Here is a 12,586-nt window from a genome sequence, read left to right on the forward strand (position 1 = left end):
CTCACGAGGCAAACATTACGATCTTCTTAGTGATAAAATCGACCTGTGTGGAGATTCCTTCGGCGTTGTGTCGAAAAATCCACAGGAACTGCGATGCCGCCGATGAGGGGGAGTCTTGGACGAAATTGATTCGGCCCTGCTGCGGCTGTTGCAACAGGACGCTCATCGCTCGAACCGGGAGCTGGCGAGCATGTTGCACGTAGCGGAGTCGACCTGTTTGGAGCGCACCCGCGGGCTGATCCGGCGCGGTGTGGTCGCGGGAGTGCACGCCCAGGTGGACCTCAAAAAGCTCAATCGGTCGGTCCAGGCCATGGTCGCGGTGCGGCTACATCCGCCGGACAGGGCCGTTATCGAGTCGTTCCACTCGTTCGTCCTCGAGCTCGAGGAGACCATCGAGGTCTACGTGACCTCGGGAACCGACGACTTCCTCATCCACATCGGGGTCCGGGACAACGACCATCTCAGTGACTTCATCCTCGACCGACTCACACAGCGCCGGGAGATCGTTGACGTCCGGACCTCGGTGATCTTCAGGCACGATCGCACTCGCGTCGTGGACGCACTGGAGTAGTCACTGGTGGGGGGACGGGTCCATCGCGACCTGAACCCCTGCGCCGTCTTGCTCGGCTCGCATGCCGATCCAGTGGGCCACGGCGACGTCGAGTGCGGCGAATCCGAGTGACTCGAACACGGTAATTTCCTGTTCCGATGTCCGGACTCCGGCTTCGCCGCGCAGTACCTCACCCAGTTCGACGGGATCATCGATGGGAGTACCGAGTTCGCTGGCGGCAAGCAGGAGATCGCCGGCCTCGACCCATGCGGCATCCCGTTGGTCCACGATGATGCGCGCCGCGCCCACGAGGTCGGCGGCAAGCTCACGAGCGTCGGAGAGGCACGCTCCGACGGCATTGACGTGTGCTCCCGGCGCGAGGTCCGTCCTGGACAGCAGCGGAGTGCGCGAGCTGGTGACCGTGCAGACGATGTCGGCGTCGCGTGTCGCGTCCGCGAGGGTCTGGCACGCGTGCGCCGGGAACTCAAAGCGCTCGGCAGCCCAAGCGGCGAGGGCATGGGCCTTCTCCGGGGCACGTCCCCAGATCTTCGCCGTATGGATCTCACGGGTCGCAGCGAGAGCCTCGAGATGAAGCCGTGCCTGGGCTCCCGTCCCCACGATGGCGACGGTTCCGGACCGGCTCGGAGCCAGGGCTTGCGTGGCGACGGCGGAGGCGGCCGCTGTGCGGATCGCGGTGAGTGAGCCGGCCTCGATCACCGCGGAGGGAGCACCCGTGGCCGGGTCGAAGGCGACGACGACACCGAGGTGCGTATCCAGGCCGTGTCGGGCGTTGTCCGGGTTGACGACTATCGTCTTCAGTCCGAAATGTCCGGTGGTGCCGTCGCTGACGCGCGCCGGCATGCTTCCCAGCAGTGCTGGTGCGTCCGGGGCCCGGACGATCGTCCGGACCGGCTGCACGATTTCGGTTGTGCCGGTGCGTCCGAAGGTGTCCCGTACGAGATCGATGGCCTTTGACATCGGAAGAAGTCGCTCGACCTCGGGGCGAGAGATCACCTGCATCACGAAAGTTCCTTTCCCGAGAAGTCGGATGCGGCGGTGAAGACCGACCACAGCATCCGGATGGTGCGGGTACGTGTCACGAAAGTCAGTCCGTGTAGCTCCGCGGCCGGCGCCGTCGTGAGGGCCACGTCGATCTCGCCCGCGGCCACGGCCTGAGCGGCGGCACTCGTCGAATCGACACGCACGACCTGGCCGGCGGACGACTCGGTACCGTCGAGGAGCTGGTCGATGAGTGGGGTCGGCGCGGGATGGCTCGCGACGGATATCTCGCCCTGCGGAAGAGTTCCGGACCGCGATGCGATGCCGTAGTGCGGCGTGTCAAAGCAGTAGGCACCAGCAAAGGCCAGTTCCGGAGCCATGTAGAAGGTCGACGCCGCGTGATAGGCGTTCGCCACCAGAAGCAGCGCGCTGCGACCGCCCAGAACAGCCTCGGCCGCGTCCTCATACTTGGGGTAGAGATCGATGGGTAGGGGAGCACGAGCACGGCGGTCCTGCCAGCTGAAGCTGAGATACTGTCTCAAATAACGCGCAGCCTGTTCGCTGCTCGTACCCGTGGGCCCGAGCGTCGCGATCCCCCGCGACGAGTCACGGCGTGGATGGGGCAGTGCGATATCGAGCACCGGTGCGGGGAGAGTAGGCATCATGCGACTCCTTCGGACGGCGCGACGGACGGCTGGGGCGACTCAGGCAACAGGACTTTCGTCGTCCAGTCGTGGTGGTGTCCGGCGACCTCTCGGAGGACGGCGGAGCGATACGTGTCGAAGATTTCTGCGGTCGTGGGCCCCGGACTTCCGTCACCGATCGGTCGACCGTTGATCTCCCCGACAGCCACGACTTCGTGGCCCGTACCGGTGAGGAAGACCTCGTCTGCGGTGTAGAGCTCGGAGACGGTCAGGGGGCGCTCGGTCGTCGTCATGCCCAGATCGCCGGCGATCTCGAGGACACAGGCCCGTGTTTGTCCCGCCAGGATGTCGCTGTCCAGGGAGGGCGTCACCAGGACACCCCGCGATACCGCAAAGACGTTGGTTGTGCTGGCCTCGGATACCGTCCCGCCCGTGTTGAGCAGGATCGCGTCGTCGAGGCCTGCCGCACGGGCCTCGTCCACGGCAAGGGCGACGTTGACGTAGGAGCCTGTGATCTTCGCGCGGGCGGGGACGCAGTCGCTCGGTGTTCGACGCCAGGAGGAGACGCCGCATCGGAGGGTGGCGAGCCGCTCCCGCCTTGGCATCGGGGTCGCGTATACCGCGAAGAGGTCCTCGACTCCGTTCAGCCCGACTCCGAACGGTGTGCCGGGGCCAAGCCTGGACTTGAAGGCCACCGGGCGAATGTAGAGATCGCCCGAAAAGGCATTGCGCTCGACGAGTTCCATGATGACGTCCTGGATCTCCGAAGCGGTAAGCCCCAGATCGATGCGCACGAGGCGGCAGCTCTCGAGGAGTCTGGCGACGTGTTCCGGGAGCCGAGCGATATAGGCGCACGTGTCCTGCTCGCTCCAGTAGGCGCGAATACCCTCGAACACTCCGGTGCCGTAATGGAGTCCCTGGGTTGCGACCGTCAGTCCGTACTCGGACATCGAGGTCCACGAACCGTTGACCCAGCAGACCGGGGTGGGCGACGCGGGGCCTGTGATCATTGTGGGGGCGCTAGCCTGCTCGGACGTCGTCATGACCGGGCACCGTCCCGCTGCGCGGCGATGGCGAGGGCTGCACGTCGCTCGAGGTCGTCAGCGACGCGCTTGTCGTGCACACGGGAAGCCTTCCAACTCACCATGGCTCCCGCCGTGGCGATCGTTCCGATCGTGCCGACCTCGACCGACGGCGTGGTGCCGAGGGCTTTCCCGATACGGGTCACGCAGGCCGCGACGTCGAAGGCATCGGCGGCGCGCTCGTCGAAGAATTCGAAGACGACACGGACGCGGTCCTGCCCGCTTTCCCCGTCGCGGTCGATGACGATCTGATAGCCGTAGCACCCGGCGACGCCCTCGAGTACCGCTTGCTCCAGCTCGTAGGCGGAAAACGCCGTGCTCCCGATCGTCGTAACATCCCGCACCCGCCCGAGGGGCGTCATAATCTCCGAGGGATAAGGAGCGTCTTTATTCGGAGGGCGCAGACGCACCATGTCACCGGTGCGATAACGCACGAGCGGTTTGCAGCCCTGGAAAAGATGGGTAACGACGAGTTCACCGACGCGCTCACCAGTTTCGTCGGCCGTAACCCGGCTTCCGGAGTCGGGGTCGATGATCTCGTAGTAGTTGTTCAGCGGGACCGTCCGGAGCTGACCGTCACCCCGCACGGCTGCCATGATGCTTGCCTCCTGGGAGGCGTACATGCAGTTATAGACCGTGGCCGACCAGATCGATCCGATGTTTGAAAGCAGTGCCGGCGTCACGAGCTCACCTACAACCATGATGAAGTCCACGTCGAAGTCAGAGCTCGGCGAGAAGCCACTCCTGGTTGCCTCCCTGGCGAGTGCCATCGCCACCCCCGGCGTGCAGACGAGCGCCGTCACTCCGATCTCCCTCATCACCTCGAGGGCGCGCTGATAACCGACCACTGGAGAGTGCGGCCACATCTTGACGACGCTGTGTCCCAGGTTGCGGAAGACTTCCCCGAACGCGTCCCCCGTCGAATGAAGCTCGGTTGGCCCCATGACCGCGATGACGTGCTTGCGCGGATGGCTACTCAGGACACTGGCGTAGTTCACGGTAAGCGCGGTGTTGCTAACCGTGCTGTCGATGTTGTCCCGCGGACAGGGGGTCGACTTCCCAGTCGTGCCGGTCGTCTCGTAGAAAATCCAGGCTGAGCTAACTGGCTTCGACAGCACGTCCATCCCGTGCTCGCGAAGGTCGTCCTTCGTAGTGAAGGGCAAGATCTCGAGCGAATCGAGATCTACCTCGTCCATCGGCAGTTCTTTCAGTGCTGCTGAAAGATGCTGTTGGTAGAACGGTGAGCCCGCCATGACGTGGGAAAGCGTCTCACGTACCTGAGTGGTTTGGTGCAGCGCGAGATTCGCCGCGCTCCACTCCGCACGTTCGAAAGCCAGATGCCGGGATATGGTTTCACGGGAAAAACGCTCAATTTCGGGGTCAAGGAGTTCGTACATCATCAAACCTCTCGACTATTATCGTCATCCAGGTCGATCACGGTCCAGGAAGCGAGGGCGCTCCAAGTGGCGACACCTTCGCGATGGTGGGGGTGATCTAAGTATCGGTCGACGGCGCTCATGTCCCTGAAGGTGCCGATGACAGCAAAATCGGCTGAAATTTGACGGCAACTAGTATCGAATCCCGTCCACCACGTAAGGATCTCGGGGATGTGCTCACGGTGTGATTCAGAGAACTCGGCGGCAGCCAGGACTCGGGGATCTTCCCGAGTGAGGTTGGCGTTGAGCGTAAACAGCACTATGTGATGGATTGTCATGTCACCAGCACCTCCCGCGAGGGCGTTCGTTCAGATGCCTATGACGCGCGCTGCGGCCCCGGAGCATCTCCGCGGCGAGAAAAGCAAGCTCCAGAGACTGCTGCGTATTCAACCGAGGATCACAGGCGGTCTCGTAACGCCCGGAGAGGTCGGTGTCGGAGATGTCCTGGGCACCGCCCAGGCACTCGGTGACGTCCTCGCCGGTGAGCTCGATGTGAATGCCTCCGGGGTGCGTACCGAGCCGGTGGTGCACCTCGAAAAAGCCCTGCACCTCGTCGACGACCCGGTCGAAGTGCCGCGTCTTGTACCCGGTACTGGACTCGTGCGTGTTGCCGTGCATCGGATCGCACTGCCAGACCACCTGGTGGCCGGAGGCGGTCACCTTCTCCACGATCGAGGGCAGCAGGTCCCGTACCTTGTCGTTACCCATCCGGCTGATCAGCGTCAAACGGCCGGGTTCGTTGTGCGGGTCGAGTTTCTCGACGTACTCCGCCGCCTGCTCCGGAGTCGTACCAGGTCCGATCTTCACTCCGATCGGGTTCGAGAGCATCTCGGCGAAGGCGATGTGCGCGCCGTCGAGCGCTCGGGTCCGCTCCCCGATCCAAAGGAAGTGCCCTCCGAGCGAGAACAGCCGCGGGTCCTCTCGGCCGGCTGGGTCCAGCCGCAGCATCGCTCGCTCGTAGTCCAGCACCAACGCTTCATGTGATGCGAAGATCTCCGTCGAGTGCAGGCTGTGGTCACTGACCCCGCAGGCCGACATGAACCGCAGTGCCCGCTCGATCTCCGCTGCGACCGACTCGTAGCGTTCCCCTGCCGGGGAGTGCAGCACGAAGTCCTTGTTCCAGTCGTGTACCTGGGTCAACGCGGCCATTCCTCCGCTGGTCAGAGCCCGCGAAAGGTTCATCGTCGCGCTCGCGTTGGCGTAGGCACGGATCAACCGGGACGGATCGTGAACCCGCGCCTCCTCCGTGTCGGTCAGCGAGTTCACCATGTCGCCGCGGTAACTGGGTAGCCCGAGCGCGTCGATAGGTTTCGAACGCGGCTTGGAGTACTGACCGGCCATGCGCCCGACCTTGACCACCGGCATGCTCGCGCCGTAGGTGAGTACCACGGCCATCTGCAGCAACGTGCGGATGTTGGCGCGCAGGTGCGGTTCAGTGTTGTCAGCGAAGGTCTCCGCACAATCCCCGCCCTGGAGCAGAAACGCCTCCCCGCGGGCGACCGCAGCGAGCTGAGAGCGCAGTCGGTCGATCTCGGCGGGAACGGTGATCGGCGGAACGTGCTCGAGGACGGTACGCACCTCGGCGGCTGTGCCCGCGTCCGGCCACGTCGGCTGCTGGGCCGCGGGTATGGACAGCGCGGAATCCAACCGCTCCCGCATTTCTGTGGGCAACGGAGGCAGACCGGGCAGGGAATCCACGGGAACATCAACGGAAAAGCGCACTGAACGAGTAGTACCAATGCCCCTCAGGACGGGCAATGTTTGAGAGCATTTTTCTCGATCACTGAGAAAGCAACCCCTTCGGTCGGTCCGGGTTTCAAGTGTTGCTTCTCTCTGCGGCACCGATGGTCAATGTGGTGTTCATCTCACATCTGCTTTCGATGAATCTGTTGTCGAGCGAGTTTTCGTGCTTACCACAGATCACGTGATGTTTTTCGGTTCGGCCGATTGCGACAGAATATTCCTCCGTTTCGAGCAGTTGATGCTCTTTTCGGGTGTGAGCGGAGACACGAACCAAAATTTTTTCCAGAGGATTTTTGTTCCAATTGATGTAGGGAGTTGGTGCGTTTGCGCCTCGGGAAACGAGGAACTTCAGAACGACTGGAGACACCGGCAGACTCCGTGGTCTGTCCTCGCCATCGGCCGTTCTGCACGACTGTCCGGACCCGACGCGCAGCGCTGAGGTTTCCAGTGGTAAGGCAGCGTCGAAGTCACGGACTGCGACGGCTCAGCGGAGACGTCCTCGACCGTCGGGCGCTTGCCCGCAGGCTGAACGGAGGAGTACACGATCGAAGAGCGCGGCGAGCTGGTTCGACTCCCGTAGAATCGGCAGTCGGTGTTGGTCTGAGGGGGGCGACTTTCGGGTTGCCACCCCTTTCTCGTATCTCGCCCACGGCCTGACCGAGACCAGTCGGGCTCAGCCCGGCTTCGATCAGCCCCTGGCCGCGGTCCGGGCCGGCGAAATCCTCGTCACTCGGAGTCAGTCTCGGCGAGGACGGCGTCGAGAGCCTGTTTCGCTCCGGATCACGTCGGCACGGACGTCAGGGAGCTCCATGCGGCGGTCATCCGGTGCCGTCGAGGGTCCAGACCCTCGGCAGGACGTCGGTCATCCTGCCGGTGGGCCTCGGTGGGGTGCCAGCACGTGCTGGAAGGTCTCATCCGCCTCGGAGAGCACCGCCGGTGTGAACAGGCCGGTCGTTCTCAGCGTGACCGTGGGGGTGTGGGTGGTGCTGATCGCGTCGGCCATTCGTTCGGCGGGAAACCGGATGTGTCTCGGCTGCGGTACGGAGCCGGTGTGGTGGTCAGAGTGGTCACCTCGCGGTGGTCGAGCACCGCCCGACCGGGGACACGCACCTGGGCTGCTCCTCGTTCTGACGGATGCCGCAGTCCCGGCCGACCGTGCTCAGGTACTGGGGACGGCCCGTGTGCGGTTGATCGCGCCGGCCGGGGCGATCTTTCCTGCGGTGATGTGGGGTCGGTGGGCGTGCGGCTGCCGGGCAAAACATGGGGGATCCCGCAGTTGTCGACGGGGTCGGTGAGGTAGAAAGCGTACTTGATCCCGAGGGGGTGGAGTGCTAACCGAGGTCGGTGGTCACGTCGTACATGTCCGGTGCCGGCCGGGCCGGCCGGCGGTGTGAATCGAGCGGGGCGCACCCATCGGGATCGAGGGCGGCGGGATCAGGTGCGTCGACAGCACGTGAACGGTTCGGACCGAGCACGTCGATGACTGTGCGCAGCACCGGTGGTTTGCTGATCAACCTCAGGAACGTGGTGGGGTCGAGTCCCACGCAGCCGCGGAAGCCGTCTTTGCCGTCGGTTCCCCCGGATCGCGGGATGCTCGAACTGGGCCTGCTGAAGTCCGACGGTGGATTCACCGGGGCCGAGTTCCTACTCACTGCTGGTGACCTCGACGAGCTCGGCGGCCTCGGCCTGCTCGGCAAGAGCGTGCTCGTCGAGCGCGCCGTAGTAGCGGGCGCCCCAGTGCGGGGTTGGCGGGAGCCCGGGCCGGTGGGTGCACGTGCTCAACGACGCCGATCGCGGCGCTGGGACCGGCAACGACGTCGCGCTTCGTCCGTCGAACGACGTTGTCGTCCGGGATGCTCGGCGTCAAGGGCGAATTCGGCACGTGGTGAACACCGGAGAGTCGGCGCGCCACGTGCTGACGCAGTCAATGTCGGCGAGGAGTTCCGTATCGGTGTGCTGGCAGGGGCCCGTGGCACAGCCAGCGGCAGCGGCTTCGCGCTGCGCCTCCTTTCCGTCTCGGTGCTCGATCGTGGCGACGAGGACCAAGCGATGCCGCCGGGTGGAGTACGAACGCAACTCCGTAGGCGCCAATCTGCGAGCCAATGGATCGATACAGAAAAGATCAGCTCTTTACCGGCCGGTGGTCTAGACGTTTCCCTCTTTATGCATTGAGAGCGCTCTCCTTCGGGTGCCCGGTGGGCCGGAGCGGTCCGCCCCTCCAGGAATGAGGAGTTCCATGTCCGCGCGAAACCGTGTGGCGATCGTGGTGGCGACAGCCCTGCCGCCGTCGTCGGCAGCTCCGGTAGCCGTGGCCGAGCAGCAGGGTTCCTTCGACGAGTTCTCCGGTTCGACGCCCTATAGACCGAAATGGACGGTCGAGGCCACCGGGGAGAACTTCGGGACGGTCAACTCCGAGCAGCAGGATTGGGTGGATTCTCAGGAGACGCGCTACATCGACCAGGACGCCGCTGGTTCCCGGAACGGAGTCCTGGCCATTCATCCGCGATACAGACCTGACTATCAGGCCCCGGACGGCGACACCTGCGGTTTCGTCTCCGGGCGGTCGCAGCGTCAGGGCAGGGCGGAGCTCACCCACGGCACCCACTCGGTTCGGCTCGAATTCCCCGAAGGCGCGAGCGCGCGAGGGAAGTCGGGCGATGCCGGCTACCTGGTCGACCGGGGTCGCGTCGACCCCTGAGGAACGTCGAACCCTGCTAAACCCCGCTTCCTCGAGGATCGTCTCATCCCGCTCGAACCCCGAGAGCGGCGAGATAAATCGTGTTTTCGCGGTTGTTCCGTTTTTCGCGAATGGGAACTCCCGAACACTGTGACCGATCACCTTCCTGTTTGGAGGAATTTTCGTGTCCACCTCTTCATCCGAGAATCAGGAATCCGGCGGAACCGCGTTCTCCCGCCGAAGCGCCCTCGGAGCGATGGCCGCCGCCGTGGCGACTCCGGCCGTGCTGGCCGGTTCGTCGCAGCGCTCCGCGCAGGCCGCCACGACGACGGCATCATCGGGGGCCGACGTCGACCTTGGGCCGAACGTGCTGGTTTTTGACCCCAGCACCCCCGACATCCAGGCGCGACTGGACCAGATCTTCGCCGAGCAGGAGTCGTCCCAGTTCGGCACGGGCCGCTACCAGCTGTTCTTCAAACCGGGCACGTACAACGGGCTCAACGCCCAGTTGGGCTTCTACACCACGATCGCGGGCCTGGGGCTGTCGCCCGATGACACGACGATCAACGGCGATGTCACCGTCGACGCCGGCTGGTTCAACGGCAACGCGACGCAGAACTTCTGGCGTTCCGCGGAGAATCTCGCGCTGCGGCCGGTGAGCGGAACGGATCGTTGGGCGGTCGCCCAGGCCGCACCGTTCCGGCGGATGCACGTCAAGGGCGGGCTCAATCTGGCACCGAGCGGGTACGGCTGGGCCAGCGGTGGCTACATCGCCGACAGCCGTATCGACGGCACGGTTTCTCCGTATTCGCAGCAGCAGTGGTACACCCGCGACAGTGCTGTGGGTGGTTGGAGCAACGGCGTGTGGAACATGGTCTTCTCCGGTGTCGCGGGCGCTCCGGCGCAGAGCTTCCCCGAACCGCCGTACACGACGCTGGCGACCACCCCGATCTCGCGGGAGAAGCCGTTCATGTACCTCGACGGCAGCGAGTTCCGGGTCTTCCTGCCCGCCCTGCGCACTGGTGCCAGCGGCACCACGTGGGAGGGCGGTGCGCCCGCGGGCGAGTCGCTGTCGCTGTCGCGGTTCCACATCGCCCGGCCCGGCGATACCGCGGCCACGATCAACGCCGCGCTCGATCAGGGCAAGCACCTGCTGGTCACGCCCGGCATCTACCACCTCGACCAGCCGATCCGGGTCAACCGGGCCAACACCGTGGTTCTCGGGCTCGGCTATGCCACCCTCATCCCGGACAACGGGGTCACGGCCCTGCGGGTCGCCGACGTGGACGGGGTGCGCATCGCCGGGCTCCTCGTCGACGCCGGAACCGTCAACTCGGAGACCCTGGTGGAGGTCGGTCCCGAAGGCTCCTCCGCCGACCACGCGGCCAACCCGATCTCGCTGCAGGACCTGTTCGTCCGCATCGGCGGGGCAGGGGCCGGTAAGGCCACCACCAGCGTGGTCGTCAACGCCCACGACACGCTCATCGACCACACCTGGCTCTGGCGCGCCGACCACGGCAGCGGCGTCGGCTGGGAAACCAACCGCGCCGACTACGGCCTGGTCGTCAACGGTGACAACGTGCTGGCCACCGGCCTGTTCGCCGAGCACTTCAACAAGTACGACGTGCAGTGGTACGGAGAGCGCGGCCGGACCGTGTTCTTCCAGAACGAGAAGGCCTACGACGCGCCCGACCAGGCAGCGATCAACCACGACGGGATCCGCGGCTACGCCGCCTACAAGGTCGGCGACTCCGTGACGACCCACGAGGGTTGGGGCATGGGCAGCTACTGCAACTACACTTCGGACCCGACCATCCGCCAGGGACGCGGCTTCACCGCACCGAACACCCCGGGCGTGGTCTTCCACGACCTGCTCGTCGTCTCACTCGGCGGCAAGGGGCAATACGACCACGTTATCAACGACACCGGAGCCGCCACCTCCGGATCGGACACCATACCCTCCACCGTCATCTCCTACCCCTGACGGGATAAGACCCCGCACGACACGGGCACCACGCCGAAACAATGTGCGAGCGTGCCGCGAGTCATCACCTCGCGGCACGCTCGCACGTTCGGAAGACCCCGCCCCAGCCGGACCCCGATGCCACCAGCCGCGCGTCGAAGTGTCCGAAGGGCATACCGACTGGACGGTATGCATCTCGGTGTTCGGCGTCTAAACTCGGGCGAGCTTCGTGCTGCAGCGAGTGCTGTCGCTACGAGAATCCGACTACGACAGGGAGTTGTCGATGGCAGTCGATCCCGCGGGGGACGATCTCGCACGCGTGCTGGCGGAAGTCCCGGACGGCCCCTTCGTGATGCTGAACCTGCTGCGGTTCGCCCCAAACGGCCGCTCCTCGTACGAGGAGTACTCGCGGCGGGCGGCCCCCCTGCTGCGACGTTACGGAGGTGAGGTCCTCTATACCGGCGATGGCACGACCCCCTTGGTTGCCGAGGAAGGGCAGGAGTGGGACGCGGTGCTGCTCGTCCGATATCCCAACCCGGAGGCGTTCAGCCGTATGGTCGCCGATCCCGAGTACCAGGAGATCACCGGTTTGCGTAGCCGCGGGCTCGCCGAGGCCGTGCTCCAGCCGACTCTCCCATGGGGAGCGCGTCGCGAATCCTGACGAGCCAGGCCGGAGAGTGAACGTTGGACCGACCGCCAGTGGACTCGTTAGTTCTCGGGCACCTCCTCGGCCAATTGCCGCAGCCAGGTGATCGTCGCGTCGCATACCCCGGGGTAGGCACACTCCGTTCCCACGCCTTCCGCAACACCCACCCTGTGCTCGCAGCTCCCTCGGGAACACCGGCCCGCCGCGAATCGTTGACATGACGAGACGTAATCGAGGCTGCTCATGAGCGAGGAACGGGCGGCGGGTTTGACCGCCTCGTGATCAGGGTAGAGCCAGGGCAACGTCCGAGGACCTTGAGTGGTCCGTGTACCGATTCGGCGAAGGAGAGGCCGACATGAGCATGATGGACAAGCTGAAGGGACTCGCGGGCAAGAGCCCGGACAAGGTCAAACAGGGGATCGACAAGGCGTCAACCTTCGCCGATCAGAAGACCGGCGGCAAGTACCACGACAAGATCAGCAAGGGGACCGAGCAGGTCCGGAACTTCGTCGACAAGCAGGGGGCGCAGTCCCAGGGCGGCCAAGAGGGTCGGCAAAACCCCGGGCAGCAGGGACCCGATCAGCGTGATGACCAGTCCCGAGGCGGCCAATCCGAAGGCGGCCAATCCCGGCAGTAACGGTTTTCGCGGAAGAGCCGGGGAGGATTGAACACCCCCTCTGCTCGGGCGGCAGGCTCAACCGGCTTCACGCCGGTCACACGCTCGTTTCCAACGCCGCGACCAGCGGCGGCACTCACAAGCGTTCGATTCCTTCCCGCGTTCTTCCTGCTGAGCCCGACTCGCCGGGTCGAGCCGCTGCGGCGGTATGCGCCGCAAGCTCGACCCGG

The 12,586-nt window shown here is 65.0% G+C and carries 14 protein-coding genes; 5 read left to right on the plus strand and 9 right to left on the minus strand.

Going from position 1 to position 12,586, the window contains the following annotated elements; all coding sequences use genetic code 11:
* Window positions 1-115: 115 nt before the first annotated feature.
* Window positions 116-571 carry an Lrp/AsnC family transcriptional regulator gene (locus ACOQFL_RS16210; protein ID WP_435545015.1) on the plus strand — a complete coding sequence of 152 codons (456 nt, stop codon included), beginning with the start codon at window positions 116-118 and terminating at the stop codon, window positions 569-571.
* On the opposite strand, the gene ACOQFL_RS16215 is transcribed toward ACOQFL_RS16210, so the two are convergent.
* From ACOQFL_RS16215 to ACOQFL_RS16255, 9 genes are all read right to left on the minus strand, one after another.
* Complete coding sequence (locus ACOQFL_RS16215) at window positions 572-1,570, minus strand: ornithine cyclodeaminase family protein (protein ID WP_435545016.1); 999 nt, start codon at window positions 1,568-1,570, stop codon at window positions 572-574.
* Window positions 1,570-2,214, minus strand: a complete 645-nt coding sequence (locus ACOQFL_RS16220) for a hypothetical protein (protein WP_435545017.1) — start codon at window positions 2,212-2,214, stop codon at window positions 1,570-1,572. Before ACOQFL_RS16220 ends, ACOQFL_RS16215 begins: the two co-directional genes overlap by 1 nt.
* The gene (locus ACOQFL_RS16225; RefSeq protein WP_435545018.1) at window positions 2,211-3,236 is read right to left on the minus strand and encodes an aminotransferase class IV; all 1,026 of its coding nucleotides are present in this window, start codon (window positions 3,234-3,236) and stop codon (window positions 2,211-2,213) included. Before ACOQFL_RS16225 ends, ACOQFL_RS16220 begins: the two co-directional genes overlap by 4 nt.
* Window positions 3,233-4,675 carry a phenylacetate--CoA ligase family protein gene (locus tag ACOQFL_RS16230; protein ID WP_435545019.1) on the minus strand — a complete coding sequence of 481 codons (1,443 nt, stop codon included), beginning with the start codon at window positions 4,673-4,675 and terminating at the stop codon, window positions 3,233-3,235. Before ACOQFL_RS16230 ends, ACOQFL_RS16225 begins: the two co-directional genes overlap by 4 nt.
* Window positions 4,675-4,989, minus strand: coding sequence for a Dabb family protein (locus tag ACOQFL_RS16235; protein WP_435545020.1), 315 nt, complete (start codon window positions 4,987-4,989; stop codon window positions 4,675-4,677). The genes ACOQFL_RS16230 and ACOQFL_RS16235 overlap by 1 nt, the downstream gene beginning before the upstream one ends.
* A 1-nt stretch (window position 4,990) precedes the next feature.
* Complete coding sequence (locus ACOQFL_RS16240; RefSeq protein WP_435545021.1) at window positions 4,991-6,433, minus strand: class II 3-deoxy-7-phosphoheptulonate synthase; 1,443 nt, start codon at window positions 6,431-6,433, stop codon at window positions 4,991-4,993.
* A 94-nt stretch (window positions 6,434-6,527) separates the two neighbouring features.
* A complete protein-coding gene (locus ACOQFL_RS16245) occupies window positions 6,528-6,821 on the minus strand; it encodes a hypothetical protein (protein WP_435545022.1) in 294 nt (97 codons plus the stop codon).
* Between the two features lie 495 nt (window positions 6,822-7,316).
* Window positions 7,317-7,457: a hypothetical protein gene (locus tag ACOQFL_RS16250; protein WP_435545023.1), complete on the minus strand. Its 141-nt coding sequence runs from the start codon at window positions 7,455-7,457 to the stop codon at window positions 7,317-7,319.
* A 641-nt stretch (window positions 7,458-8,098) separates the two neighbouring features.
* Window positions 8,099-8,236, minus strand: coding sequence for a hypothetical protein (locus ACOQFL_RS16255; RefSeq protein WP_435545024.1), 138 nt, complete (start codon window positions 8,234-8,236; stop codon window positions 8,099-8,101).
* 454 nt (window positions 8,237-8,690) lie between these two features.
* On the opposite strand from ACOQFL_RS16255, the gene ACOQFL_RS16260 reads away from it, so the two are divergent.
* From ACOQFL_RS16260 to ACOQFL_RS16275, 4 genes are all read left to right on the plus strand, one after another.
* Window positions 8,691-9,152 carry a hypothetical protein gene (locus ACOQFL_RS16260; protein ID WP_435545025.1) on the plus strand — a complete coding sequence of 154 codons (462 nt, stop codon included), beginning with the start codon at window positions 8,691-8,693 and terminating at the stop codon, window positions 9,150-9,152.
* 163 nt (window positions 9,153-9,315) lie between these two features.
* Window positions 9,316-11,115, plus strand: a complete 1,800-nt coding sequence (locus ACOQFL_RS16265; RefSeq protein ID WP_435545026.1) for a pectate lyase-like domain-containing protein — start codon at window positions 9,316-9,318, stop codon at window positions 11,113-11,115.
* A 262-nt stretch (window positions 11,116-11,377) separates the two neighbouring features.
* Window positions 11,378-11,755, plus strand: coding sequence for a DUF1330 domain-containing protein (locus ACOQFL_RS16270; protein ID WP_435545027.1), 378 nt, complete (start codon window positions 11,378-11,380; stop codon window positions 11,753-11,755).
* Between the two features lie 346 nt (window positions 11,756-12,101).
* On the plus strand, window positions 12,102-12,377 hold the full coding sequence (locus tag ACOQFL_RS16275) for an antitoxin (RefSeq protein WP_435545028.1): 276 nt from the start codon (window positions 12,102-12,104) through the stop codon (window positions 12,375-12,377).
* Window positions 12,378-12,586: the final 209 nt, after the last annotated feature.

Origin of the sequence: Actinopolyspora sabaoui (assembly GCF_051225635.1) — a bacterium.
GTDB lineage: Bacteria > Actinomycetota > Actinomycetes > Mycobacteriales > Pseudonocardiaceae > Actinopolyspora.